We start from the raw sequence: 24,039 nt of genomic DNA on the forward strand, positions 1-24,039 counted from the left end.
GGAGAACTCGATGCACCCCACCGTCCACGCACTGCGCGCCGAATACCGCACCGACTCGGCGTTCGTCGGTACCGACCGACCGCGCCTGTCCTGGAAGACCGCCACGACCGCGCCCGACTGGACCCAGCGCGGTGCCGAGATCGAATGGCGCCGCGAATCGGACTCCACCGTCGCCCGCGTCGACGGCCGCGACAGTGTGCTCGTCGCCTGGCCGTTCGAGCCGCTGCGGCCCCGGGAGCGCGGCCAGCTTCGCGTCCGGGTCGACGGATCCGACGACACCACCTCGGCCTGGAGCGAACCGCTCGAGATCCGGGCCGGGTTCCTCGCCGAGACCGAATGGCGCGCCGACTTCATCGCCGTGCCCGAACCCGCTGCGGGGCAGCCGATGCTGCTGCGCCACGAATTCGAGGTGCGCGAGGGACTGCGGGCCGCGACCCTGTACGCCAGCGCGCGCGGCGTTTACCAGATCGAGTTCAACGGCGTCGCCGTCGACGACGAACGCCTCAAGCCCGGCTGGACCGCCTACCAGCACCGGCTCGTCCACGAGACCACCGACGTCACCGAGCTGCTGCGCCCCGGCCGGTGCGCGCTCGGCGCCACGCTGGCCGGAGGCTGGTACACCGAGCGGTACGGCTTCCACGGCGAGGCCAAGCCGTTCTACGGCGAGTACCCCAGCTTCGCCGCGCAGCTCCTACTCGAATACGCCGACGGCACGTCGGAAGTGGTCGCCACCGGCGAGGGCGCCTGGTGGGCCACCGCCGAGGGACCCATCACCGCCAGCGGGATCTACGCCGGTGAAAGCTACGACGCCCGCCGCGCATCGCCGGGCTGGTCCTCGCCGGGATTCGACGACGACGGCTGGTCGGAGGCTCGGATCGACGCGTCCAGAGTGTCGCGGCCGATCGCCCGCACCGCGCCGCCGGTGCGCCGCGTCGAGGAGCTCGCCGTCAAGGACGTCATCGTCACCCCCAGCGGCCGAACCGTTGTCGACTTCGGACAGAACCTGGTCGGGCACCTGCGGATCCGGGTGTCCGGTCGCGAAGGCGACACCGTCGTGCTGCGGCACGCCGAGGTCCTCGAACACGGCGAACTGGGCACCCGTCCGCTGCGGCACGCGAAGGCCACCGACTCCTACACCCTCGCGGGCGCTCGAATCGAGACCTGGGAGCCCGCGTTCACCTTCCACGGGTTCCGGTACGCCGAGATCCAGGGCTGGCCCGGCGAGTTCGACCCCGAGGACGTCACCGCCGTCGTCGTCGGCTCCGACCTCGAACGCACCGGCTGGTTCACCTGCTCGCACGAGCCGCTCAACCAGCTCCACGACAACATCGTGTGGGGCATGCGGGGCAACTTCCTCAGCATCCCCACCGACTGCCCGCAGCGCGACGAACGGCTCGGCTGGACCGGAGACATCCAGGTCTTCGCTCCCACCGCCGCCTACCTGTTCGACTGCGACGGCTTCCTCGCCTCCTGGCTCGAAGACCTGGCCCTCGAACAGAGCCAGGACGGCGCCGTCCCGTTCATCGTGCCCGACGTACTCGACTCGGTCCGGACACCGGCCGCCGCGTGGGGTGACGCCGCCACCGTCGTACCGTCCGTCCTCTATGAACGCTTCGCCGACCGCGCGGTCCTGGAGCGGCAGTACCCCAGCATGCGAGCCTGGGCCGACCACATCGCCGCCATCGCCGGGCCGCGCCGACTGTGGGAGGGACAGTTCCAGTTCGGCGACTGGCTCGACCCCGACGCCCCCTCCGACGAGCCGGGCAAGGCCAAGACCGATCCCGACATCGTCGCCAGCGCCTACCTGCACCGTTCGGCGGCACTGGTCGCCCGCGCCGCGCGGGAACTGGGCCTGGACGACGACGCCCGCCGGTACGACACCCTCGCCGACGAGGTCCGCACCGCCTGGGTGCGCGAGTACGTCACCCCGGCCGGACGGCTGGTCTCCGACGCCCCCACCGCCTACGCGTTGGCGCTCATGTTCGACCTGGTCACCGACGCGCGGCTGCGCGACAACCTGGGCGAGCGGCTGGCCGAACTCGTCCGGCGCGCCGACCACCGCATCGGCACCGGCTTCGTCGGCACCCCGCTGATCCAGGACGCGCTGGTGCGCACCGGACACGCTGACACGGCGCGGCGGCTGCTGCTCCAGACCGAGTGCCCCTCCTGGCTGTACCCGGTCACCATGGGCGCCACCACGGTCTGGGAACGCTGGGACAGCATGCTTCCCGACGGCACCATCAATCCCGGCGAGATGACCTCGTTCAACCACTACGCCTTCGGCGCGATCGCCGACTGGCTGCACCGCACGGTCGCCGGGCTGGCGCCGCTGGAGCCGGGCTACCGGCGCATCGCGATCGCGCCGGTTCCGCTGGCCGGACTCGACCGGGCCGCGACCGAACTGGAGACCGCCCACGGCCGGGCCTCGGTCAGCTGGGAGGTCAGCGACGGCCGTCTGCTCGTGCGCGCGACCGTTCCCCCGAACACCACCGCGCACGTCACCCTGCCGGGCAGCGACCCGCTCGACGTCGGCAGCGGCGAGCACACCTGGACCGTCGACGATCCGCGCTCCACCTAGGTCAGTGCCTCGCGCCACACCGGACTGTCGCAGTAGTGGTTGTCGTACCGGCCGGAGCTGGCGGCGATCTCGCTGATGTCCGACATGCCCTTGAACACCCGCTCCAGCAGCCGGTAGTAGTCGAACCGGGCCATGCCGGGGCTGAACACGACCAGCGCGTCGGCCGATCCGCCGGGGACCGGCGCGAACGCGTGCGGCAGCATCGACGGCACTACCAGGAAGTCACCCTTGTGGAGCGTGGTGATGGTGTCGCCCAGCAGCATCCGCATCGCGCCGTCGATGATGAAGAACGCCTCGGCCGCGCGGGTGTGGAAGTGCGGCGGCGCGCCGGGGGAACCGTCCGACAGGGTGGCCCGGTTGACGGTCATCGCGTCGCCGGTGGTGTCGGAGTCGGCCAGCAGGGTGAGCAGGCTGGTGGGTCCGTCCTGAAGGGTCTCGGCCTCGGCGGCGCGGACGAGCACCGGCTTGGGGTAATCGGACATGGGCGTTCCTTTCCTTAGGGGGAGTAGAAGAGCGGGGCCGCCTCAGCCGAAGATCGCGACGGGATCGCCGGTGTACCAGGCGTTGTCGATGCGCATCGTGGTGATGAGCCAGCGGTCGCCGTCCCGCGTCAGCGCGACGTCGTAGGGGTTCTTCAGCAGCGCGCGCACCGAGCGGTCGGCCCTCAGCAGGTGCTGGGCCTCTACCAGCGCGGTGAGCCGGGCGGTGTCGCCGTCGATCGCGATGCGCGCGTTGGTGACCTGGTGGGTGGTGTCGACACGGCCGGTGAACATGCCCAGGATCGTGGTGACGATCGTGTCGCGTCCGGACATGACCGGGGGCCGCGAGCCCCATTTGGCCGCCGCCGGACGAAAGTCCAGTTCGGCCTCGGTGGCGAAGGCCGAGGCGAACAGTTCCCGGTCTTTGAGGTCCTGGCCGAGCGCGAACCGGTGCAGCGCGTCGGCGATCTCGGTGCGGTCGCGCAGTTCGGCCACGACGGCGGCGGGCTCGGTCGCCGTGAGCGCCTCGGACGAGTTGACGTACATCGCGGCCTCCTTCGCAGGTCAGTGGGCTGTCGTGGTGACGGTCTCCACTCTGGTCCGGTACGGCGGCGCGAACAATGGCCGGTTGCGCAAGGATCGTCAAGCCAGACTTAACGATGGAGGGGAACGGCATGCTGGAGAAGCACGAACTGGACGCCTTCCTCACCCTGGCCGAGGAACTGCACTTCGGCCGGACGGCGCGGCGGCTGCGGGTGTCGGCGGCCCGGGTCAGCCAGACCATCCAGAAACTGGAGCGCCGCGTCGGCGTCCCGCTGTTCAACCGCACCAGCCGCCGGGTGGAACTGACTGAGGTCGGCCGTCGGCTGCGCGACGAGATCGCGCCCGCCTGGCAGAGCATCACCACCGCGGTCGAGACCGCCATCGCCACCGGCAAGGGCATCACCGGCACACTGCGGGTCGCGTTCGTCAGCGCCGCCGCGGGCCAGTTCCTGGTCCGGGCGACGCAGCGGTTCCGCGCCCGGCACCCCGACTGCGAGGTGCGGATCCGGGAGGCGCAGATCGGGGAGCTGCTGCCGTGGCTGCGCGACGGTGACACCGATCTGGCGCTGGGCCCGGTGCCGGTGCACTCGCCCGACGTCGACAGCGGCCCGGTGCTGTTCTCCGACGCGCGCATGCTCGCCGTCCCGGCCGCGCATCCGTTGGCGCGGAAGGAATCCGTGGACGCAGAGGACCTGGCCGCGCTGCCGTTGCTGCAACTGCCCGACACCGTCGACGAGCACACCCGCACTGACCGCTCGTCGAGTCGCACGCCCGGTGGCCGCCCGATCCAGCCGGGGCCCGTCGGCGCGACGTTCAACGAGATGCTCACCCTCATCAGCGCGGGGGAGGGCGCGTTTCCGGTTGGGGCGCAAGTGAAGAAGTACTACGTGCGTCCCGACGTCGCCTACGTCCCGTTTCGCGACGCCCCGCCGGTGGACTGGGGTCTGTTGTGGCGCAAGGACAACGCGACCGCGCGGGTGCGGGCGTTCAACGAGGCCGCCGCCGAGACCGGCGCGACGGCGTGACGCGCGCCGTATCCGTGGCAACCGCTAGGATCCGGCCATGACGGAGCCCGCCGAACCGCCCACCTCGCAGCGGCCGGACGAGCCACCGGCGTTCATGCTGGCACCCACGGCCGCACCCGAACCCCGGCCGCGACGCACGGCGCTGCGCTACGGCCTGCTCATCGGCGCGGTCGTCGTGGCGGTCCTGGCCGTCGTCATCACCGTGCAGACCCTCGGATCCGTCGCGCCGGGCGGGCAGCGCCCCGACCCGACTGACACCGCCGAGGAGTTCGCGATCGACGGTTGCGCCAAACAGGACGGTCCCGACGCGAGGGCCATAGACTGCGCCGACGCGGAGCGCGGCGACTATGTCATCACCGCCGAGGTGGAGACCGCCGAGGACTGCCCCGACCCCACCCAGCCCGTCATCACCCAGGACGACGGCGAGACGGTGTTCTGCCTGAAACCGTATTCGCCCTAACGACTCCAGCAGCGAGTCCAGGTGCCGACGCAGCACCGCCCGCGCCGCTGATTCGTCCAGTGTGTCCGGTTGCAGTACGGCCCGCAGCGTCAGCCCGTCGATCAGCACCGTGAGCCGGTCGGACTCGACGTCCGTGTCGAAGTCCTCGGGTACGCGTCCGGATTCCTTGATGCGCTTGACGATCCGGCCGACGATGGTGCGGGTTCCGTCCTGCATCTTGATCGCGAACGGCCGCAGTCGCGGCTCGGTGCGGGAGGCGCTGACGAAGCTGAGCCAGGCCGCCGATTCGAGCCGCCGCTGCGCGTCGAAGGGCAGGAACTCCTCCAGTATCGACTGGACCGCCTCGCGCCGGTCGACTCCCGGCCGGGTGACGCGTTCGGCCTTGGCGAGGATGCGGGCGCCGAGCCGGTCGACGAGTTCCTTCATCGCCACCTCCATGACCTCGGCGTGGTCGGTGAAGTAGTGGCGCACCGAGCCGATGGCCAGGCCCGCCTCGGTGGCGATGTTGCGCAGGGTGGCCTGTTCCAGGCCGTCGCGTTCGGCGATGCGCAGCACGGCGTCGACGACTTCGGTGCGGCGCTCGGTCGGATCGACGATCTTCGGCATGGCTGGCAGTTTATAGCATTAGCGTGCTAACTTATTTAGCATGGACGTGCTAGATAAACACCCCTGGTTGATCGTCGTCGCCGTGCTCGCTCTGGTGGCCTATCTGATCGTGCGACGACTGTCGGGCGAACCCCTCAACGCCCGCGACCTGTGCGGACCGCCGCTGATCCTGACCGGCATCGGCGTCTACGAGGTGCTCAAGGCCGACGGACTCAACCCCGCCGACTACGCCTGGGCGGCGGGCGGTGTCGTCATCGGCATCGGATTCGGCGCGCTGCGCGGATCGACCGTGCGGCTGTTCGTCAAGAACGGCGTGCTGTGGCAGCGCTACACGGGGCGCACCTTCGTCGTGTGGATCGTGTCGCTGGTCGCCAGCGGCGGGTTCGCGCTGCTGGCGAAGTTCGCGGGCATGCACCCCGAGGCGCGCCCGACGACGCTGGCCATCGGCATCGGACTGCTGGGGGAGATGGCCGTGGTCGGCCTGCGGGCTTTGGCCAGCGGCCAGCGGTTCTCGCCGGAGAGCCGCGACCGGCACGCCGTCGTCCACGACCACATGCGACAGACCCTGCGCGGCGAGGCGAAGCGCGAGGACATCGCGCCGATGACCCTGCGCGACAGCTTCAACACCGTCACCGGCCGGACGCGCGACGAGCGTTAGGGGAACTCGTTGGCGAAGGTGGCCGACAGCGCGGTCTCGATCAGGCCCGGCAACTCGGGGCGACCGTCCTCATCGGCCCAACGCACCACGGCCGCGTGCATCGCGGCCAGGCAGGCCCCGGCGGTGACCCATCGCCGGAACTCGGTCTCGGGATCGGTGGCCTCGGTACGCATCGCCTCGACGATGGCGGTCTGGGTGGCGTACTGGCTGTCCAGGTGCCGGGCCCGGATCGCGGGCGTGTCGATCATGAGCCGCAACAGCGCCAACAGCGATCGCCGGTCCGCGTCCGAGGCCACCCCGGCCGTGGCGGTGTCCACGATGGCCCGGCCGATGCGGCGGGCGTCGGGCTGATCGGGCGGCTGCGCGGCGACGCGTTCGGCGATGAGCTCGTCGTAGGAGGCCAGCAGCACCAGGTCCTCCTTGCTGGGGAAGTGCCGGTAGACCGTCATCGCCGACACCCCGGCGGCCTCGGCGACGTCGTTGACGGTGGTCGAGTCGTAGCCGCGCTCGGTGAACAGCCGCAGCGCGTGCTCCTGTAGCGCACGCCGCGTCTCGCGGCGGCGACGATCACGTATGTCCGGCACGTGTTACAAACTATCATGGTGTTAGTTTCTAACATCATGTTAATCACTAACACGAATTGGATCCGACAATGACCGACCTGAAGAACAAGACCGCCCTGGTCACGGGAGCGTCGCGCGGCATCGGACGCGCCATCGCCACTCGGCTCGCCGCCGACGGCGCCCGGGTGGGCGTGCACTACGCCGGGGACGAAGCCGCCGCGCACCACACCGTCGAGCGGATCGAACGCGCCGGAGGCACCGCCTTCCCGCTGCGCGCCGACCTCGGCGAGCCCGACGGCGTCGACACCCTGATCGCCGGACTGGAGGCGGGACTGGCCGGGCGGCGACTGGACATCCTGGTCAACAGCGCCGCCGTGCCACCGGCCGGACCCATCCAGGACGACACCCCCAACTCCTTCGACACCGTCTTCGCCGTGAACGTCAAGGCCCCCTACTTCACCGTGCAGAAGGCACTGCCGCTGCTGAACGACGACGGCCGCGTCATCAACCTCACCTCGGCCGTCACCCGGATCGCCAACCCCACCCAGACCTCGTTCGCGATGGCCAAGGGCGCGCTGGCGACCATGACCCTCACCCTGGCCAGCCAGCTGGGCGTCCGCGGCATCACCGTCAACGCCGTGGCGCCCGGGGTCACCCGGACCGAGACCAACACCGCCGTCATCGCGTCCCTCGGCCCCGAGGCGCAGTTCGCCGCCATCACCGCGCTCGACCGGCTCGGCGAGGCCGCCGACGTCGCCGACGTGGTCGCGTTCCTCGCCTCGGGCGACGCCCGCTGGATCACCGGCCAGACCATCGACGCCAGCGGCGGGCTCTACCTGGGACTGCGCGGCTGATCCGGACGCTGGCCGAGGTGCGTCAGCACCGCGTCGACCACCTCGGCCAGCGGTGCGCTCGTGTCCACTTCGAGCGTGGCACCCTGGCGCAGCAGCGGCTGCACGGTCTCGATGTAGCCCAGCGACTCGGCGAGCTCGCCGGGATCCTTGCCGTAGTCGTTGGTGTCGCGGTGGCGCAGCCGCTCGGCCATCACCGCCGCCGGTACCGTCAGCAGCACGACGTGGTCGAACCGCGGATAGAACCGGCCCTGGTTCTCCACGCAGCCGCTGACGACCAGCACCTCGGCGTCCTCAGTCGACAGCAACGCGTCGATGCGCTCCGGGCGCCATATCCATTCCGGCCGGGCCTCCGGCGTCGGCGGCGGTGAGCCGTCCGCCGGTCCACAGTAGCCGTCGTAGTCGGTGTCGACGCACTTGAATCCGTGTCGCGACAGCTCTTCCAGCAGCGTCGACTTCCCGGTACCCGACAGACCCGTGACCAGCACCCGCTTCATGCCCGCATCATACGTGCGGGCTCGGGCCGTTCGAACTCCGGAAATGGCAACGTGAACACGGGTAGCGCGAATCGGTGCCGTTCACCCTATTGACATTCGCCGTGATCGATGTTGAGAATGTGTGCGTTAACATTCCCTGCGGCGATAGCGATCCAACATGACCCCACAGTCCGAGCACTGCGTCGTCGGCATCGATTTCGGCACCCTGTCGGGCCGGGCCCTGGTGGTGCGGGTCGCCGACGGCGCCGAACTGGGAACCGCCGTGCACTCCTACGCGCACGGCGTCATCGACCGGAAACTGCCCGCCACCGGTGAGGACCTTCCCCCCGACTGGGCACTGCAGGATCCGCAGGACTATCTGGACGTCCTGCGCCACGCGGTCCCCGAAGCCGTGGCGCACGCCGGAATCGACCCGGGCGCCGTCATCGGGATCGCCACCGACTTCACCGCCTGCACCGTGATACCGACCCTGGCCGACGGAACTCCACTGTGCTGGATACCGGGACTGGAGACCCGGCCGCACGCCTACCCGAAACTGTGGAAGCACCACGCCGCCCAGGCCCAGGCCGAGCGGATCACCGCCCTGGCCCACGAACGACGCGAACCCTGGATCGCCCGCTACGGCGGCCGGATCTCCTCCGAATGGGAGTTCGCCAAAGCGTTGCAGCTGCTGGAGGAGGACCCGGAGGTCTACCACAACACCGAGCGCTGGATCGAGGCCGCCGACTGGATCGTGTGGCAGTTGTGCGGCAACGAGAACCGCAACGTCTGCACCGCCGGATACAAGGGCATCCACCAGGACGGCCGGTGGCCGGACCCCGACTTCCTGGGTGCCCTGCACCCCGAGTTCGCCGACCTGGTCACCGGCAAGATCGAACATCCGTTGTCGGCGTTGGGAGACCGGGCCGGTGGCCTCACCGCGCAGGCGGCGGTGTGGACCGGCCTCGACGAGGGCATCGCGGTCGCGGTGGGCAATGTGGACGCCCACGTCACCGCGCCCGCCGCCCAGGCCGTCGACCCCGGGCAGCTGCTGGCGGTCATGGGCACCTCGACCTGCCACATCCTCAACGCCGAGCAGCTGGCCGAGGTGCCCGGCATGTGCGGCGTGGTCGAGAACGGCGTGGTCACCGGCAGCTGGGGCTACGAGGCGGGGCAGAGCGGCGTCGGCGACATCTTCGCGTGGTTCACCGACAACCAGCTTCCCGGCCCGTACGGGGTCGCCGCCCGCCGCCGCGGCATCGACCCGCACGAATACCTCAGTGGACTGGCCGCCGCCCAGCCCGTCGGCGGGCACGGGCTGCTGGCCCTGGACTGGCACAGCGGCAACCGTTCGGTGCTGGTCGACCACGAACTGTCCGGCGTCATCCTCGGCCAGACGCTGGCGACCCGGCCCGAGGACATCTACCGGGCACTGGTGGAGGCGACCGCCTTCGGCACCCGCACCATCGTGGAGGCGTTCGGCAACGCCGGGCTGCCGGTGACCGAACTGGTGGTCGCCGGGGGTCTGCTGAAGAACGAGTTCATCATGCGCACCTACGCCGACGCGTGCGACATGCCACTGTCGATCATCGGCTCCGAACAGGGACCGGCACTCGGCTCAGCCATCCACGCCGCCGTCGCCGCCGGTGCCTACCCGTCGGTGCGGGCCGCGGCCGAGGTCATGGGCCGCGTCGAACGACGGGTGTACAAGCCGGACCGGCACCGCGCCAAGGCATACGACACCCTGTACGGCGAGTACCAGCGACTGCACGACTACTTCGGACGCGGCGGCAACGACGTGCTGCGCCGGTTGCGCCGGATCCGCAACGAGGCGGGAGCCTCGTCGTGACCGCGAGACTCCCCGAAGCCGTGACCGCGCTGCGCGAACAGCTCGTCGGGCTCCACACCGAACTCGTCCGCTGGGGCCTGGTGGCCTGGACCGCGGGCAACGTCTCCGCCCGGGTGCCCGGCGCCGACCTGCTGGTGATCAAACCCAGCGGCGTGTCCTACGACGACCTGTCCGCCGAGGCGATCGTGGTGTGCGATCTCAACGGCGACCTGGTCGACGGCGAACTGACACCGTCCAGCGACACCGCCGCACACGCCTATGTGTACCGACACATGGACGACGTCGGCGGCGTGGTGCACACCCACTCCACCTACGCCTCCGCGTGGGCGGCGCGCGGCGAGCCGGTGCCGTGCGTCCTGACCGCCATGGCCGACGAGTTCGGCGGCGAGATCCCGGTGGGGCCGTTCGCGTTGATCGGCGACGACTCGATCGGCAAGGGCATCGTGTCCACCCTGGCCGGACACCGCTCCCCGGCGGTCCTGATGCGCAACCACGGCGTCTTCACCGTCGGACCCGACCCCAAGGCCGCCGTCAAGGCGGCCGTCATGTGCGAGGACGTCGCCCGCACCACCCACCTGGCGCGGTCGCTGGGCGAGCCCGTCCCCATCGACCAGTCCGACATCGACCGGCTGCACCAGCGCTACCAGAACGTCTACGGCCAGTAATCCTCGACAAGGGAGTCACCGTCTTGAAGCCAGCACGCAGACCACGCATCGGGATCCTCGGCATCATGCAGGACCTGTACGACCACATGATTCCCGGCATCACCGAGCGGCAGGGCCGTTACGCCGCCGACATCGCGCACCGGCTGTCCGAGCACGCCGACTTCGAGGTGGCGCCGCCGGTCAAGGACCGCGCCGACGCCGAGTCGGCGATGCGCCGCTTCGCCGACTCCGATCTGGACGGTGTGCTGGTGACCATGCTGACCTACGGCCCCGCGATGCGGGTGGCCCGGCTGTTCAACGAGAACCGGATGCCGGTGTGCCTGGCCAACATCCAGCCCGAAGCCGCCGTCACACCCGCCTGGGACATGGCCGACATGACCTACAACCAGGGCATCCACGGCGCCCAGGACACCGCCAACGCGATGGTGCGGGCCGGACGCCGCTTCGCGGTCATCACCGAGGACTGGCGCTCGGCGGACTTCGCCGTCCGGTTCGACCGCTGGGCGCGGGCGGCCAGCGCCGTCACCGCCTGGCGGTCGCTGAAGATCGGCGTGTTCGGGTACGCGATGAACGACATGGGCGACATCCGCGTCGACGAGAACGCGCTGCTGCGCACCCTCGGCCCCGAGATCAGCGCCATCGCGCCGGGCGAACTGTGGCGGGGCATGCGAGCCGTGACCGACGAGGCCATTGCCGCGTTGCGGGCCTTCGAGGACGAGCGCTTCGAGATCGACCCGAAACTGTCCGATGAGGAACGCGACGACCACGCCCGGATGCAGCTGGCCATCGAGTCGATCCTCGTCGACGGCGGGTACGCCGCCTACTCGACCCACTTCGACGCCATCGGTGAGGACGGCCGCTTCGACCGGCTGCCGCTGGCCGCCGCGTCCAGTCTCATGGCCGCCGGATACGGCTACGGTGCCGAGGGCGACGCGATGGCCGCCGCCATGGTCCACGCCGGACACCAGCTCATCGGCGACGGCCACTTCACCGAGATGTACGCCATGGACTTCCCGTCGGAGTCGATCCTGATGAGCCACATGGGGGAGGGCAACTGGCGCATCGCCCGCGACGACGAACCGGTCCGGCTGATCAAACGACCGCTGGGCATCGGCAAACTCGCCGACCCGCCGACCTTCCTGTTCCGCTACCAACCCGGGCCGGCCACCCTGGCCAGCCTGGTGTCGCTGGGCGGCAACCGGTTCCGGCTCGTCGTGTCCGAAGGGGAAGTCCTCGACGGCCAGGTGCTCCCGGCCCTGGAGATGCCCTACGGCCAGTTCGCGCCGACCAGCGGACTGCGCGCCTGCATGGACGGCTGGCTGCGCGCCGGGGGCACCCACCACCAGGTGATGAACCTGGGCCATCGCTCCCGCGACTGGGAGGCGTTCGCCGAACTCGCCGACATCGACATCGTCCACGTCTAGCCACTCCACGCCAACCACCCCCCGAAGGAGCAATCCCGTGAACCTCAACCGAAGAAGCCTTCTGACCTCGGCCGCCGGTCTCAGCACCCTCGCCGTGCTGGCCGCGTGCGGCGGCGCCGGTTCCGAGAAGGGCACCGTCGGCATCGCCATGCCCACCAAGTCCTCCGAGCGCTGGATCGCCGACGGCGACAACATGGTGGCCGCCTTCAAGAAGGCCGGATTCGACACCGACCTGCAGTACGCCGAGGACGTCATCGAAACCCAGGTCTCCCAGATCGAGAACATGATCACCAAGGGCGTCAAGGCCTTGGTGATCGCCCCGGTCGACAACACCTCGCTCACCGGCGCGCTGCAACAGGCCGCCGACGCCGGTATCAAGGTCATCTCCTACGACCGGCTCATCCGCGAGACCGACAACGTCGACTACTACGCCACCTTCGACAACTTCAAGGTCGGCGAACTGCAAGGCGGCTACATCGAGGAGAAACTCAAACTCGCCGACGGCGAGGGCCCGTACAACATCGAACTGTTCGCCGGTTCGGCCGACGACAACAACACCGCCTACTTCTTCGACGGCGCCATGTCGAAACTCAAGCCGTACATCAAGTCCAAGAAGCTGGTCGTCCGCAGCGGACAGACCGACATGGACGACGTGACCACGCTGCGCTGGAACGGCGAGACCGCGCAGTCGCGAATGGAGAACATCCTCAACGCCAACTACGGCGACGAACGCGTCGACGCGGTCCTGTCGCCCTACGACGGCATCAGCCTGGGCATCATCGCCGCGCTGCAAAGCGACGGCTACGGCGAAGGAGACAAACCGCTGCCCGTGGTCACCGGCCAGGACGCCGAGATCGCGTCGGTCAAGTCGATCCTCGCTGGGGAACAGACCCAGACCGTCTACAAGGACACCCGCAAGCTGGCCAAGCTCGCCGTCGAGATGACCTCGGCGGCCATCGACGGCAAGAAGGCCAAGACCAACGACACCGAGTCCTACGACAACGGCAAGAAGGTCGTCCCGGCGTACCTGCTCAAACCGGTGTCGGTCGACAAGGACAACGTCGAGGAAGCCCTCGTCGAGACCAAGCAGTACACGAAGAAGCAGCTGGGGCTGTGACGAGGGCCCGAACGGACAGGTGAACCCGAATGACGCGGAACATCCTGCGAATGCGGGGAATCGGCAAGGAATTCCCCGGCGTCCGCGCCCTCGACGACGTCAACCTGGACGTCAGGCGCGGCGAGATCCACGCCCTCGTCGGCGAGAACGGCGCCGGGAAGTCCACTTTGATGAAGGTCCTCAGCGGCGTCTACCGGTACGGCGAGTACACCGGTGAGATCCTCCTGGACGACAAACCGGCGCGGTTCAAGGACATCCGTGGTTCCGAGGCCGCCGGGATCGTCATCATCCACCAGGAACTGGCGCTGATTCCGCAACTGTCCATCGCCGAGAACATCTTCCTGGGCAACGAACGGTCCCACACCGGAATCGTCGACTGGCGCGCCACCAACCTCGCCGCCCAGGAGCTCATGGCCACGGTGGGGCTTCGGGCCGACCCGCAGGCACTGGTGTCGGGCATCGGCGTCGGCAAGCAGCAACTGGTCGAGATCGCCAAGGCGCTGTCGAAGAACGTGCGGCTGCTGATCCTCGACGAACCCACCGCCGCCCTCAACGAGACCGACAGCGCCAACCTGCTGCGGCTGCTGGAACGCCTGCGGGAACAGGGAATCACCTGCATCCTCATCTCGCACAAGCTCGGCGAGGTGCTGTCGGTGGCCGACTCGATCACGATCCTGCGCGACGGGAAGACGATCGAGACCCTCGACGTCGGCACCGACGAGGTCGACGAGGACCGCATCATCAAGGCGATGGTGGGCCGGGACCTGGAACACCGGTTCCCGCCCCGGCGCCCCGACATCGGCGAGGTGCTGTTCGAGATCCGGGACTGGAACGTGTTCCACCCCGAACACGGTGACCGCAAACTGGTACACGACGCGAACCTGCGGTTCCGGCGCGGCGAGATCGTCGGCCTGGCCGGGCTGATGGGCGCCGGACGCACCGAACTGGCGATGAGTGTCTACGGACGCTCGTACGGCGACAGGATCTCCGGCGAGGTCCGCAAGCACGGCAGACCGATCCGGGTCCACACCGTCGCCGAGGCCATCCGCAACGGCATCGCCTACGTCACCGAGGACCGCAAGCAGTACGGCCTGCTGCTGGAGGAGGACATCCGCCGCAACATCACCCTCGCCGACCTGCGGCAGGTCTCCAAACGCTCCATCATCGACGTCCACAAGGAAGTCATCGAGGTGGAACGGCTGCGCGATCGACTGCGCATCAAGACACCCACCATCTCCCAGAAGGCCAGGAACCTGTCGGGAGGCAACCAGCAGAAGGTCGTCCTCGGCAAGGCGGTGTTCTCCCGCCCCGAACTGCTGATCCTGGACGAACCGACGCGCGGCATCGACGTCGGCGCCAAGTACGAGATCTACACGATCATCCACCAGCTCGCCGCCGAGGGGAAGGCCGTGCTGGTCATCTCCTCGGAACTGCCGGAACTACTGGGACTGTGCGATCGCGTCTACGCGATGAACCAGGGCCGCATCACCGGTGAGCTACCCCGCGAAGCCGCCACTCAGGAAGAGGTAATGAGGTTGATGACCAACAGCCCGGCCACGGCCAAGGCGGTGGAGAAATGAGCAAACTGGACGAACCCGACACCGTCGAGGCACCGGTGCTCGCCACCCCGAGCGTGTGGTCGGCGATCCGGGAATCGTTGCGCGGCAACCTGCGCCAGTACGGGATGATCGTCGCGCTGGTGCTGATCGCGCTGCTGTTCCAGGCGATGACCTACCAGTACAACGGCGGCATCCTGACCCCGGTCAACATCACCAACCTGATCATGCAGAACGGCCACATCCTGATCCTCGCGATCGGGATGATGCTGGTCATCATCAACGGCCACATCGACCTGTCGGTCGGTTCGGTGGCCGCCTTCGTCGGCGCCGTCACCGGTGTCCTCATCGTGCAGTGGCAGCTGCCGTGGCCGCTGGTCGTGGTCGTCGCGCTGGTACTCGGAGGTCTTATCGGCGCCTGGCAGGGCTTCTGGATCGCCTACATGCGCATCCCGGCGTTCATCGTGACCCTCGGCGGCATGCTGCTGTTCCGGGGACTGGCACAGCGAGTGCTGGACGGCCAGACCGTCGCCGGATTCCCCGACGGCTTCCTGCAACTGGCCCGCGGCTACCTGCCCGGCGGCGAGGGCCTGCACGTGCCGACCGTCGCGCTCGGCCTCCTCGCCGCCGGTGTGGTGGTGTGGCTGGAATGGCGCGGCCAGCAGCAGCGGGTCGCCTATGGACTCCCCACCGGACCCAGCGTGCTGTTCTGGCTGCGGGTGGCCGCGCTGGCCGTCGTCATCAACGCCTTCTGCGTGACACTGGCGCTCCACAGGGGACTGCCGGTGCTGGGTCTGATCCTCATCGCGTTGATCGTCGTCTACTCGTTCGTGATGAACAAGGCCGTCGTGGGACGCCAGATCTACGCCGTGGGCGGCAACGAGAAGGCCGCGCTGCTGTCGGGTGTCAAGACCAAACGCAACACCTTCTGGGTGTTCGTCAACATGGGCGCCCTGGCCGCGCTGGCCGGGGTCATCTTCATGGCGCGACTGACCTCGGTGTCGCCCAAGGCCGGGGTGAACTTCGAACTGGACGCCATCGCGGCGGCCTTCGTCGGCGGGGCCTCGGCTTCGGGCGGCATCGGCACCGTCGTGGGCGCCATCGTCGGCGCGCTGGTCATGGGTGTCATGAACATGGGCATGTCCATCCTGGGGCTGAGCCCGGACTGGCAGCAGGCCATCAAGGGCGTGGTGCTGCTGCTGGCCGTCGCCTTCGACGTCTACAACAAGAAGCGGGTGAAGTCCTGATTGACCGGTGGTCCGGTGGGAGCGGCGGCGGCCGGGACGTCCGCCCACCGGGCCACCCCTATCGTTTCGGCGCGCCGGTGCTCTCGCGCACCACGAGCGTCGAGGCGATCGGCTCCGGACGCGGGTCGCTGTCACCGTCCAGAATCGCCAGCAGGGTCGCGATCGCGGTGCGCCCCATCTCGTCGAAGTCCTGCCGGATCGTCGTCAGCGGCGGCGACAGGAACGGGGCCTCGGGGATGTCGTCGAAGCCGACCACGCTGACGTCGTCGGGGACCCGCAGTCCCTTCTCGTAGAAGGCCCGCAGCATGCCCAGCGCCATCTGGTCGTTGGCGGCGAACACGGCGGTGACGTCGGGCTGTGCCGCCAGCATCGCACCCGCCGCGTACCCGGACCGGGCGCTCCAGTCGCCGGTGATGACCGGCGGCTCCACGGCGCCGTGCCGCTCCAGGATCGAACGCCAGCCCTCGATGCGGTCGCGGGCCTCCAGCCAGTCGCCGGGGCCGGACACGTGCCACACGGTCTTGTGCCCCAGTTCGAGCAGGTGAGCTGTGGCCTGGGCGGCGCCACCGACCTGGTCCACCGACACCGCGGGCAGGCCGCTGTCGGGTCCACACTCCACGGCCACCGCCGTCAGGTTCCTGGGCATGCTGTGCAGCGCCGAGCTGACCGCGGTCTGCGGTGCGATGATGACGATGCCGCTGACCCCCTGGTTCGCCAGCGTGTTCGCCGCCTCCACCACACTGGAGCGATCCAGTTTCTCCAGCGTGGCGATGCTGACGCCGTACCCCTTGGCGCGGGCGGCGCGTTCGATGCCCAGCAGCGTCGAGGCCGGTCCGAACAGGATGGTGTCGAAGGTGATGACGCCGATCATCGTGGACCGTCGGCTGACCAGCCCGCGCGCCATCGCGTTGGGCCGGTAGTCGAGCTCCTCGATGGCGCGCAGCACCCGCTCCCGGGTCTCGGGCCGCACCTGCGAACTGTCGTGCAGCACCCGCGAGACGGTCTGGTGGGACACGCCCGCGAGCCGGGCCACGTCGGTCATGACCGCGGGCCGTTTACCGGCGGGCGAAGCTGTCGTCACGGGCACTCCTCGGTTGTCGGCCGCTGTCGGCTCGACCCATGTTAACGCTAACGTGCGGCGACGGTTCCACGCGGCGAGGTTTTCGTCCGGCCGCCGTGGGCCGGGTAAACGTGTTGCCGTCGCCCACGGCCACACCGTACTGTTGCGAGTCGCCGAAGTGGAGAGGCAGGTGTATATGACGAAGCTCAACCAGATCATCGCGGTCGAGAAGAGCGTGAAGGCCAAGGCACAGGGTGCTTTGAGCGCCGCGGGCCGGGAACTGTCCAAACAGCCGCTGCTGTCGGGTATCTCCCGGACGTACCAGCCCAAGGACGAGGAGGGCGAACAGCTGCCCCCGGAGTCGACGAAGGTGCAGGTGCGCGCGGAGGACACGCTGCGGTCGATCGCGGCCAGCCTGTCCCGGCTGTTCGACGTCACCGGCGCCAAGGACGCGACCAACAACATCGCCACCGCGGACGTCACGATCGACGACGAGGTGCTGCTGGCCGAGGTCCCCGTGACCTACCTGCTGTTCCTGGAGAAGCAACTGGCCGAACTGCACGGTTTCATCAAGACGCTTCCGGTGCTGGACGCGGCGGAGTCGTGGACGTTCAACGACTCGGCCGACTGCTTCGCCACCGAACCGGTGCGCACGATCCGCACCAAGAAGGTGCCGCGCAACCACGTCAAGGCCGAGGCCACCGAAAAGCACCCGGCCCAGGTCGAGGTGTACCACGAAGACGTGACGATCGGTTACTGGAACACGGTGAAGTTCTCCGGCGCGATCCCGGCCAAGCGGGTGTCGCAGCTGCTGGACCGGGTCGAGAAGCTGCAGCACGCGGTGAAGTTCGCCCGTGAGGAGGCCAACGCCACCGAGGTCGTCGACTACAAGGTGGGGGACAAGGTGTTCGGTTACCTGTTCGGCAACGGGTAGCCTTCGAGACTCCTCCGGGCCGCTAAAGCCCGGAGGTGCGCATGGAGCGCAAGCTGAAACTAAGGTTCAGACTGATCGCGGCCAAACCGCCGCGCAGACTCAGATTCTCGCTCTAGATTCAGCATTCGCCGCTTCGGCGTCGAAGCGATCGTGTGCCTGCCTTGGGACCTCGTCATTGCTGGTTCGAGTCCGGCCCGGGCCTCCACAGTGGCCCGGTGGCGTAATGGAAACGCGCGAGGCTAGTAGCAGCCTGACAGCACACTTAAACGACTCGACGCCGCCATACAGGTGGCATATGCCGGGCCGGGAGAGGGTAAAACTCCCGGCCCGGTCCCTTGTCGACTCAGCCGAGTTCCCGCTCCAGCCGGGCCAGCGCCCCCCGCGGCCCGCCGCACCACCCGCACCGCGATGGGCCACAAACGCGCGCCACATACGGGCCGAGCCGGTCCAGCAGCTCCGCCATGGCGAGGGTGTCCCCGCCGCGCGCGCGCCGGATCAGCTCGATCTCAGGGTCGGTCACGACAGGAAGGCTTTCATGAGCGCGGTGGTCTCGTCCGGGCAATCGAGGGTGAGGGCGTGTCCACAGTCATCGACCATGTGGGCCTCGGCGTCGGGGATCAACTTCGCGAACCGGGCCGCCTGTGCCGGCGGCATAATCGTGTCCTGATCGCCCCAGACGACGAGCGTCGGTTGCGTCGTCGCCGCCACCAGCTCGGTAGTGGCGAGTTCCTTGTGCACGAACATGTTCGCGGCACTGTCGCGCAACGCGTCCTCAAGGTCGACGACATACACGGTGCGCGACGCGGCCAAGGCCTCCACCTGCGGCTCCCACATGAACGTCGACGCCGTACCGGCCGACAACAACACCAACGGCGGACCCGACCCCTTACCGGGGTACTCCGCCGAACCCGGCGAATACCCATAAGATGTCGGCACCCATCCCGAGGAGGAACCGTGCCGGTACGCGTCGCCACCACGATGGACGCCGCCGCGATCCAGCGAGTACGAGTCGACAGCTGGCGGGCCGGATACGCCGGAGTCGTCCCCGCCCCCGTCCTGGCATCGATGTCCACCGAAGTCCCCGAACACCTGACCCGACGCCTGGCCGAACCACCCCCCTCCTGCGCCCTCTACGTGGACGAACTGGACGGCGACATCCGGGGCTTCGTCAACTGCGGCCCCTACCGACACGACCAGGACGCCACCCGACGCGACCCCAGCCAGGGCGGCGAGATCTACGCGATCTACGTCGCCCCCACCCACTGGGGCGGCGGGGCCGGACAGGCCCTGATGACCCAAGCCCTCACCCACCTGGAACACGAAAACCTGAACCCGGTCCGCCTGTGGGTACTCGCCGACAACCCACGCGCCCGCCGCTTCTACGAACGCGGCGGCTTCACACTCGACGGCGCCGCATCGCCCTACATCTTCGACGACGGCACCACACTCACCGAAGTCCGCTACCGCCGCGACCAGCCATTATCGAACCACTGGGAACTCGTGCAGGATTCGTGCAAGGTTCAGGAGCCTTGAGAGGAGCGATAAGCGAACTCAAGGGGCTACGACAGATGACCTATCCGAACCATCAGCACGAGTACTACCCGGGCACCGTGCTGACACCTACCCCCAAAAAACCGAGGTGGGGCCGAATCCTGGGCGGCATCGCCGTGGTGATCGTCGTATTGGCCGGAGTCGGTGGCACACTCGTCGCGACCGGGGTCATCAGTCTGGGCGGCTCCGAGCCCAAGATCTCCGAGCCCAAACCCGAAGACCAGACCTACGGCTTCATCTCCGATCTCTGCGGACAAGCTCAGTTTGACGACGTCGAGGACACCTTCGCGCCGATCAGCGGCGACACCAGCGATGATTTCACGCCCTACGAGGGATTCGGCGTTCAGTCCTGCAGCGCGCAGCTCTACGACTCCGTCTCCGAGAAGTTCGGTGATGTCCGAGTTGACGTCACCGTCTTCGAGAAGAGCGCCGATGCGAAGGAGCACTTCGAACCAGATGGTGGATTCGAGGGCTATGAACTGGAAAAGCTCAAAGGCGACTGGATGCAGGGCAACTCAGCCATCATGAAGCTGGATGGTGGCGGGACACGTCACGGCGCCAAGATTCTTGACGGGAACCTGCACCTTTCCGTCAGTGCCTTCGTCTCCGGGCTGGACCCGGATGAGAAACAGGCGACAGGCGTCATGTCGAACCTGGTCAACAACCTCATGGTTCCGTTGGTGAAGTCCGAGGATCTCAAAGAGCCGCCGTCCGGCAATGGACAATCGAAGCCGAAGTCCGGGGCGTACTCCTTCATGGACGATTTCTGCGAGAAGATCGACTGGTCGAGTCTCGACTCGTTCCCGTTCGAGAGCCTCGACAACAGCGAATACACCGCCGACGCCGACGGCAAGGGTATGTCCCAGGAGAGCTGCGAGAACGGGACCTTTGATGACAAGGAACTGAAATCCAACGCCGCGTTGATATTCAAGGTGAGCACTCACCCCGATGCCAACGCCGCTGAGAAGGAGTACAAGCGGCTGAAGGAATCGATGGAGACCAGCCACAAGACCGTCACCGACGCCGAGGGAAAGTGGTCGCAGGGGAAACTGGGTGAGGTCGGTGGTCCGGTCCGGATCGAGACCAGCGTCGTGATTCTGGACGACAACCTCACCGCGAACATCGTCCTCGCGTTCAACGGGGATGAGGGGACGCCGACAGCCGCGAAGAAGGCTCTGCTCGACCTGGCCGGACAGACCATCAAGGTTCACCAGGAGTGAGTCGGCGAGTCCGGCACGGCCGTCAACCCAGGACGAGGGGGAGTTTGGCGGCCAGGGGTCCCAGTTCGGCGGCTTCGGTGGCGGTGGGTTCGCGTCGGCCGGTGCCGATCCGGAGGACGTCCGTGTCGGACCATGAGGCGGGGAACGGCGTTCCGGCGATCGTGTCGATCATTTCGCGGGTTCGGGTGAGGGTTTCGGCGGGTGGTTGGTCCGCGTTGGGCAGGTGTGCAGTCAGGTCCAGATGGTGCAGGGTCCATTCCAGGACGTAGGCCGAGAGGTAGTCGGCGACGGTGAGTGCCTGGTCCTGGGTGCTGACCGTCTGGTGGGGGTCGGCGAGGCGGGCCGCGCGTCCGGCGGCGGAGCCGACGTCGTCGAGGTGGAACTTCAGCAGCGCGGGGTCTTGGTAGGCGGCGGCCAGTCGCACGGTGAGGGCGGCGAGCGGGTCGTCGCCGGTGGGTGGGGTGTCGGCGACCGTCCAGTAGGTGACCGCGTCGCGGGTGGGTTCGGCCTGGGTGGGGGTGGCGAGGGTGATCAGGACGTCTTGTGCGTCGATGATCAGGTGGCACACCAGGTCTCGCACGAGCCAGCCGGTGCAGCCCGAGGGCTTGGTGAAGTCGTCGTCGGCGAGGTCGGCCACGGCGGCGCGTAGCGCTGTCCACGATCGTGAGAAGAGATCCACGGCCGCAACCTAACAGCGTGGGCGGGGACCGTGGCCGAACCCCCTGTCGACGTCAGAAGCGGATCGCGATGGCGTCCACTTCGAACAGCATCTCCGGCAGTGCCAGTCGGGCGACGCCGTTGAGGGTCTGGGCCGGGGGCCGGTCGCCCCAGTGCTCGTGGACGAGTTTGCCGACGGTGGTGAGCTTGTCGGCGTCGTGGTCGACGATGAAGGTGCCGAGTTTGACGACGTTGTCGTAGTCGAGACCGGCGGCGCGCAGTGCTTTGCCCAGGTTGTCGAAGGCCCGTCGCGCCTGGGTGTTGAAATCGGACGATGTGGGCGTTCCCTGGTCGCCGGAGTCGTACTGTCCGGCGATGAAGACCAGGGGGCTGCCTTCGGTGGTGTTGACGTGGCTGTAGCCGAAGGCCGTGGGGTCGTGCAGGTCGGACGGGTTGATGATGGTGCGGGACATGGCTTTCCTCCAGTCGTGATGGTTGTTGTCCGTGATGGGGGTGGTCATGAGGGGCCGAACCAGTCGCGGACGCGTGCGGTCAGGCCGGGGGCGTCGTGTTCGGCCTGGTGTTTGGCGTCGGCGAGGGTGTGTTGGGCGAGTTCGCGGCGCCAGGTCAGTTCGGCGGCTCGCATCGTCCGCGACACGGCGCAGGTGTGCGGGAAGTTCTCGGCCGGGCCGCCGTTCGGGCCGCGTTGCCGGATCTCGGTGCAGGCGAAGGCATCGTCGCCGCCTTCGATCGCGGTCACGACGTCCATGAAACTGATGTCGTCCAGTGGCCGGGCGAGCCGGAAGCCGCCGCGTGGGCCGGTGGTCGAGGTGAGGATTCCTGCCCGGCACAGGGCCTGTAGCTGTTTGTTGAGGTAGGCCGGGGGTAGTTCGTGGTAGGCGGCCAGTCGACTGGCCGGTATGGCGTCGCGGTTCGCCCAGGCGAGGTTGAGGCAACTGTGGATGGCCCATTCGACGCCTTCGGACATCTTCATGGTTCTGGACATTACATGTCCAGAATTGGGGTTACCAGCAGATGGACTGTCGCGGTTGTCACGTATGCGGCGGACGGGTTTCGTGGCAGGATCCTGTCCATGCCCATCGATGTCGCCCTGCTGGCTGCCTTCACCGTGACCACGCTCGTCGCCATGATCACCCCCGGACCGGACATGTTGTTCGTCCTGGGCTGCGGGATGCGTGGCGGCCCGAGGGCCGGGTTGCTGGCCACCGCGGGTGTTGCCGTGAGCGAGGCGGTGCACGTCATCGTGGCCGCGGCGGGGTTGGCGGCTCTGTTCACGGCGGTGCCGACGGCTTTCACCGTGGTGCGTTTCGCCGGCGCGGCCTACCTGATCTACCTGGGCGTACAGATGATCCGCAACCGCCGCAAGGGATCGGATGAGATGGCGGTCGGCGGCGGGATGCTGGGTCGTCGGGCCTTCGTCAGCGGGCTGCTGACCAATCTCCTCAACCCGAAGATGGTCACCTTCACGATCGCGTTCCTGCCGCAGTTCATCGATCCGTCGTTGGGGAACGTGTGGGCCCAGTTCGCGATCCTGGGGACCGTCCTCATCGTGCTGGAGTTCATCGTGGACGGTACGGTCGGGGTGCTGGCCGGGCGGATCGGCGGTTGGCTGCGGCGTCGGCAGGCGGCGAAGCGGCGCATCGACACCGCCACCGGCGGTATCTTCATCGGGCTCGGTATCCGGCTGGCCGTGGAGCGCTGACGCCGCGGCGGTCAGTGCGACGGTGCCCGCGCGGGTTCGCCCAGGGCGATGCCGCGTCCCCTCACGGTGTGCAGCAACCGGGGGCGGCGGGCAGACTCGCCCAGTTTGGAACGCAGCCGCGACAGTAGGACGTCTATGGTGGCCCGATCGTCGTGGCAGCGGGTTCGCGCCATCACGGTGGCGCGGGGCAACAGCCGGCCCGGGTATTCGGACAGGCAGGCCAGCAGGTCGAACTCGGCGCGGGTCAAACGGATCGGGATGCCGCGCAGGGTCACGGTGTGGGAGGCCAGATCCACCCGCAGGTCGCCCACCAGACGGGGTGCCGGGGCCGGTGGGGCGGGGGCGCGGCGCAGCGTCGCGGCCAGCCGGGCCTCCAAGGCGTTGACCGAGAAGGGTTTGGGCAGGAAGGTGTCGGCGCCGCATCGCAGTGCCGCGACGATCTCGGGTTCCGGGCGGGGCAGGCCGGTGATGATGACCGGTCGCCCCGAGGCCGCGACGATCGTGCGCAGCAGTTGGAGTGCGTCGGTGTAGTCGTTGTACGGGTCGATGATGACGACGTCGGGACGCTGGCAGGTGGGGCGCAACAGGTCGGTGAGGGTGGCGCCCACGACGCTCACCGCGGCCGAGCGCACCTGGTAGTGGGGGAACAGCCGGGTGGCGAGGTCGCGGCGGTGCCGGGTGTCGTCGTCGAGGATCAGCAGTTGTCTCATGGCTTCGTTTCGGGCTCAGTGGACGGCTGCTTGCAGATTTGCATACCTGACATGCACGTGGTCATATGCATCGATATAACCTTTGGT

The 24,039-nt window shown here is 68.3% G+C and carries 26 protein-coding genes; 14 read left to right on the forward strand and 12 right to left on the reverse strand.

Going from position 1 to position 24,039, the window contains the following annotated elements; all coding sequences use genetic code 11:
• The first annotated feature begins 10 nt into the window (after positions 1-10).
• Positions 11-2,578, forward strand: a complete 2,568-nt coding sequence (locus tag SNAS_RS14175; RefSeq protein ID WP_013018123.1) for an alpha-L-rhamnosidase — start codon at positions 11-13, stop codon at positions 2,576-2,578.
• Here the strand turns inward: SNAS_RS14175 and SNAS_RS14180 are convergent.
• Together SNAS_RS14180 and SNAS_RS14185 are read right to left on the reverse strand one after the other, a co-directional pair.
• Positions 2,575-3,060, reverse strand: coding sequence for a cupin domain-containing protein (locus SNAS_RS14180; RefSeq protein ID WP_013018124.1), 486 nt, complete (start codon positions 3,058-3,060; stop codon positions 2,575-2,577). The two genes, SNAS_RS14175 and SNAS_RS14180, sit on opposite strands and share 4 nt — an antisense overlap.
• A gap of 42 nt (positions 3,061-3,102) precedes the next feature.
• Positions 3,103-3,603 carry a nuclear transport factor 2 family protein gene (locus tag SNAS_RS14185; protein WP_013018125.1) on the reverse strand — a complete coding sequence of 167 codons (501 nt, stop codon included), beginning with the start codon at positions 3,601-3,603 and terminating at the stop codon, positions 3,103-3,105.
• A 128-nt stretch (positions 3,604-3,731) separates the two neighbouring features.
• On the opposite strand from SNAS_RS14185, the gene SNAS_RS14190 reads away from it, so the two are divergent.
• Complete coding sequence (locus SNAS_RS14190; protein ID WP_013018126.1) at positions 3,732-4,625, forward strand: LysR family transcriptional regulator; 894 nt, start codon at positions 3,732-3,734, stop codon at positions 4,623-4,625.
• On the opposite strand, the gene SNAS_RS34050 is transcribed toward SNAS_RS14190, so the two are convergent.
• Complete coding sequence (locus tag SNAS_RS34050; RefSeq protein ID WP_013018127.1) at positions 4,588-5,691, reverse strand: TetR/AcrR family transcriptional regulator; 1,104 nt, start codon at positions 5,689-5,691, stop codon at positions 4,588-4,590. The two genes, SNAS_RS14190 and SNAS_RS34050, sit on opposite strands and share 38 nt — an antisense overlap.
• A 40-nt stretch (positions 5,692-5,731) precedes the next feature.
• Here SNAS_RS34050 and SNAS_RS14200 point away from each other — a divergent pair, with 40 nt between their 5' ends.
• The gene (locus tag SNAS_RS14200; RefSeq protein WP_013018128.1) at positions 5,732-6,349 is read left to right on the forward strand and encodes a hypothetical protein; all 618 of its coding nucleotides are present in this window, start codon (positions 5,732-5,734) and stop codon (positions 6,347-6,349) included.
• On the opposite strand, the gene SNAS_RS14205 is transcribed toward SNAS_RS14200, so the two are convergent.
• Positions 6,346-6,933, reverse strand: a complete 588-nt coding sequence (locus SNAS_RS14205; RefSeq protein ID WP_013018129.1) for a TetR/AcrR family transcriptional regulator — start codon at positions 6,931-6,933, stop codon at positions 6,346-6,348. The genes SNAS_RS14200 and SNAS_RS14205 overlap by 4 nt on opposite strands.
• A 68-nt stretch (positions 6,934-7,001) precedes the next feature.
• Here SNAS_RS14205 and SNAS_RS14210 point away from each other — a divergent pair, with 68 nt between their 5' ends.
• A complete protein-coding gene (locus tag SNAS_RS14210) occupies positions 7,002-7,766 on the forward strand; it encodes an SDR family NAD(P)-dependent oxidoreductase (protein ID WP_013018130.1) in 765 nt (254 codons plus the stop codon).
• Here the strand turns inward: SNAS_RS14210 and SNAS_RS14215 are convergent.
• Positions 7,745-8,260, reverse strand: coding sequence for an AAA family ATPase (locus SNAS_RS14215; protein WP_013018131.1), 516 nt, complete (start codon positions 8,258-8,260; stop codon positions 7,745-7,747). The two genes, SNAS_RS14210 and SNAS_RS14215, sit on opposite strands and share 22 nt — an antisense overlap.
• Positions 8,261-8,417: 157 nt before the next feature.
• Here SNAS_RS14215 and araB point away from each other — a divergent pair, with 157 nt between their 5' ends.
• From araB to mmsB, 6 genes are all read left to right on the forward strand, one after another.
• Entirely contained in the window at positions 8,418-10,088 is a 1,671-nt protein-coding gene (araB, locus tag SNAS_RS14220; protein WP_013018132.1) for a ribulokinase, read from the forward strand.
• Positions 10,085-10,753: an L-ribulose-5-phosphate 4-epimerase gene (locus tag SNAS_RS14225; RefSeq protein WP_013018133.1), complete on the forward strand. Its 669-nt coding sequence runs from the start codon at positions 10,085-10,087 to the stop codon at positions 10,751-10,753. The genes araB and SNAS_RS14225 overlap by 4 nt, the downstream gene beginning before the upstream one ends.
• 65 nt (positions 10,754-10,818) lie before the next feature.
• Positions 10,819-12,177: an L-fucose/L-arabinose isomerase family protein gene (locus SNAS_RS14230; RefSeq protein ID WP_013018134.1), complete on the forward strand. Its 1,359-nt coding sequence runs from the start codon at positions 10,819-10,821 to the stop codon at positions 12,175-12,177.
• A 37-nt stretch (positions 12,178-12,214) separates the two neighbouring features.
• Entirely contained in the window at positions 12,215-13,294 is a 1,080-nt protein-coding gene (gene chvE, locus SNAS_RS14235) for a multiple monosaccharide ABC transporter substrate-binding protein (RefSeq protein WP_013018135.1), read from the forward strand.
• A 29-nt stretch (positions 13,295-13,323) separates the two neighbouring features.
• Positions 13,324-14,874, forward strand: a complete 1,551-nt coding sequence (gene mmsA / locus SNAS_RS14240; RefSeq protein ID WP_013018136.1) for a multiple monosaccharide ABC transporter ATP-binding protein — start codon at positions 13,324-13,326, stop codon at positions 14,872-14,874.
• Positions 14,871-16,097 (forward strand): multiple monosaccharide ABC transporter permease, encoded by a 1,227-nt coding sequence (mmsB, locus tag SNAS_RS14245; RefSeq protein ID WP_013018137.1) that lies wholly within the window; start codon positions 14,871-14,873, stop codon positions 16,095-16,097. The genes mmsA and mmsB overlap by 4 nt, the downstream gene beginning before the upstream one ends.
• A 58-nt stretch (positions 16,098-16,155) precedes the next feature.
• Here mmsB and SNAS_RS14250 read toward each other — a convergent pair whose 3' ends face one another.
• Positions 16,156-17,178 carry a LacI family DNA-binding transcriptional regulator gene (locus SNAS_RS14250; protein ID WP_013018138.1) on the reverse strand — a complete coding sequence of 341 codons (1,023 nt, stop codon included), beginning with the start codon at positions 17,176-17,178 and terminating at the stop codon, positions 16,156-16,158.
• 175 nt (positions 17,179-17,353) lie between these two features.
• On the opposite strand from SNAS_RS14250, the gene SNAS_RS14255 reads away from it, so the two are divergent.
• On the forward strand, positions 17,354-18,091 hold the full coding sequence (locus tag SNAS_RS14255; protein ID WP_013018139.1) for a DUF7873 family protein: 738 nt from the start codon (positions 17,354-17,356) through the stop codon (positions 18,089-18,091).
• 343 nt (positions 18,092-18,434) lie between these two features.
• On the opposite strand, the gene SNAS_RS36230 is transcribed toward SNAS_RS14255, so the two are convergent.
• Together SNAS_RS36230 and SNAS_RS35130 are read right to left on the reverse strand one after the other, a co-directional pair.
• Entirely contained in the window at positions 18,435-18,611 is a 177-nt protein-coding gene (locus tag SNAS_RS36230; protein ID WP_211207391.1) for a hypothetical protein, read from the reverse strand.
• Positions 18,608-18,958, reverse strand: a complete 351-nt coding sequence (locus SNAS_RS35130) for an alpha/beta fold hydrolase (protein WP_144300492.1) — start codon at positions 18,956-18,958, stop codon at positions 18,608-18,610. The genes SNAS_RS36230 and SNAS_RS35130 overlap by 4 nt, the downstream gene beginning before the upstream one ends.
• A gap of 87 nt (positions 18,959-19,045) precedes the next feature.
• On the opposite strand from SNAS_RS35130, the gene SNAS_RS35135 reads away from it, so the two are divergent.
• Entirely contained in the window at positions 19,046-19,624 is a 579-nt protein-coding gene (locus SNAS_RS35135; RefSeq protein WP_013018141.1) for a GNAT family N-acetyltransferase, read from the forward strand.
• A 35-nt stretch (positions 19,625-19,659) separates the two neighbouring features.
• Positions 19,660-20,862, forward strand: a complete 1,203-nt coding sequence (locus tag SNAS_RS14270; RefSeq protein WP_013018142.1) for a hypothetical protein — start codon at positions 19,660-19,662, stop codon at positions 20,860-20,862.
• A gap of 22 nt (positions 20,863-20,884) precedes the next feature.
• Here SNAS_RS14270 and SNAS_RS14275 read toward each other — a convergent pair whose 3' ends face one another.
• The 3 genes from SNAS_RS14275 to SNAS_RS14285 are packed head-to-tail and all read right to left on the reverse strand — an operon-like array spanning position 20,885 to position 22,513.
• Positions 20,885-21,541 (reverse strand): maleylpyruvate isomerase N-terminal domain-containing protein, encoded by a 657-nt coding sequence (locus tag SNAS_RS14275; protein WP_013018143.1) that lies wholly within the window; start codon positions 21,539-21,541, stop codon positions 20,885-20,887.
• Between the two features lie 52 nt (positions 21,542-21,593).
• Complete coding sequence (locus tag SNAS_RS14280; protein ID WP_041626115.1) at positions 21,594-21,992, reverse strand: RidA family protein; 399 nt, start codon at positions 21,990-21,992, stop codon at positions 21,594-21,596.
• A gap of 44 nt (positions 21,993-22,036) precedes the next feature.
• Positions 22,037-22,513, reverse strand: a complete 477-nt coding sequence (locus SNAS_RS14285) for an RrF2 family transcriptional regulator (protein ID WP_041624877.1) — start codon at positions 22,511-22,513, stop codon at positions 22,037-22,039.
• A 99-nt stretch (positions 22,514-22,612) separates the two neighbouring features.
• Here SNAS_RS14285 and SNAS_RS14290 point away from each other — a divergent pair, with 99 nt between their 5' ends.
• Positions 22,613-23,242, forward strand: a complete 630-nt coding sequence (locus tag SNAS_RS14290) for a LysE family translocator (protein WP_013018146.1) — start codon at positions 22,613-22,615, stop codon at positions 23,240-23,242.
• An 11-nt stretch (positions 23,243-23,253) separates the two neighbouring features.
• Here SNAS_RS14290 and SNAS_RS14295 read toward each other — a convergent pair whose 3' ends face one another.
• Positions 23,254-23,952, reverse strand: coding sequence for a response regulator transcription factor (locus SNAS_RS14295; RefSeq protein WP_013018147.1), 699 nt, complete (start codon positions 23,950-23,952; stop codon positions 23,254-23,256).
• Between the last annotated feature and the right edge of the window lie 87 nt (positions 23,953-24,039).

Origin of the sequence: Stackebrandtia nassauensis DSM 44728 (assembly GCF_000024545.1) — a bacterium.
Classification (GTDB): Bacteria; Actinomycetota; Actinomycetes; order Mycobacteriales; family Micromonosporaceae; genus Stackebrandtia; species Stackebrandtia nassauensis.

Excerpts from the sequence above, each read along its gene's own strand:
- araB (WP_013018132.1), top strand. The coding sequence starts at position 8,418 with ATGACCCCACAGTCCGAGCACTGCGTCGTCGGCATCGATTTCGGCACC.
- SNAS_RS14210 (WP_013018130.1), top strand. The coding sequence starts at position 7,002 with ATGACCGACCTGAAGAACAAGACCGCCCTGGTCACGGGAGCGTCGCGC.
- SNAS_RS14285 (WP_041624877.1), bottom strand. The coding sequence starts at position 22,513 with ATGAAGATGTCCGAAGGCGTCGAATGGGCCATCCACAGTTGCCTCAAC.
- SNAS_RS14200 (WP_013018128.1), top strand. The coding sequence starts at position 5,732 with ATGGACGTGCTAGATAAACACCCCTGGTTGATCGTCGTCGCCGTGCTC.
- SNAS_RS14290 (WP_013018146.1), top strand. The coding sequence starts at position 22,613 with ATGCCCATCGATGTCGCCCTGCTGGCTGCCTTCACCGTGACCACGCTC.
- SNAS_RS14175 (WP_013018123.1), top strand. The coding sequence starts at position 11 with ATGCACCCCACCGTCCACGCACTGCGCGCCGAATACCGCACCGACTCG.
- SNAS_RS14280 (WP_041626115.1), bottom strand. The coding sequence starts at position 21,992 with ATGTCCCGCACCATCATCAACCCGTCCGACCTGCACGACCCCACGGCC.
- SNAS_RS14270 (WP_013018142.1), top strand. The coding sequence starts at position 19,660 with ATGACCTATCCGAACCATCAGCACGAGTACTACCCGGGCACCGTGCTG.
- SNAS_RS14190 (WP_013018126.1), top strand. The coding sequence starts at position 3,732 with ATGCTGGAGAAGCACGAACTGGACGCCTTCCTCACCCTGGCCGAGGAA.
- mmsB (WP_013018137.1), top strand. The coding sequence starts at position 14,871 with ATGAGCAAACTGGACGAACCCGACACCGTCGAGGCACCGGTGCTCGCC.
- SNAS_RS14215 (WP_013018131.1), bottom strand. The coding sequence starts at position 8,260 with ATGAAGCGGGTGCTGGTCACGGGTCTGTCGGGTACCGGGAAGTCGACG.
- SNAS_RS14180 (WP_013018124.1), bottom strand. The coding sequence starts at position 3,060 with ATGTCCGATTACCCCAAGCCGGTGCTCGTCCGCGCCGCCGAGGCCGAG.
- SNAS_RS14230 (WP_013018134.1), top strand. The coding sequence starts at position 10,819 with ATGCAGGACCTGTACGACCACATGATTCCCGGCATCACCGAGCGGCAG.
- SNAS_RS14185 (WP_013018125.1), bottom strand. The coding sequence starts at position 3,603 with ATGTACGTCAACTCGTCCGAGGCGCTCACGGCGACCGAGCCCGCCGCC.
- mmsA (WP_013018136.1), top strand. The coding sequence starts at position 13,324 with ATGACGCGGAACATCCTGCGAATGCGGGGAATCGGCAAGGAATTCCCC.
- SNAS_RS14255 (WP_013018139.1), top strand. The coding sequence starts at position 17,354 with ATGACGAAGCTCAACCAGATCATCGCGGTCGAGAAGAGCGTGAAGGCC.
- SNAS_RS14295 (WP_013018147.1), bottom strand. The coding sequence starts at position 23,952 with ATGAGACAACTGCTGATCCTCGACGACGACACCCGGCACCGCCGCGAC.
- SNAS_RS34050 (WP_013018127.1), bottom strand. The coding sequence starts at position 5,691 with ATGCCGAAGATCGTCGATCCGACCGAGCGCCGCACCGAAGTCGTCGAC.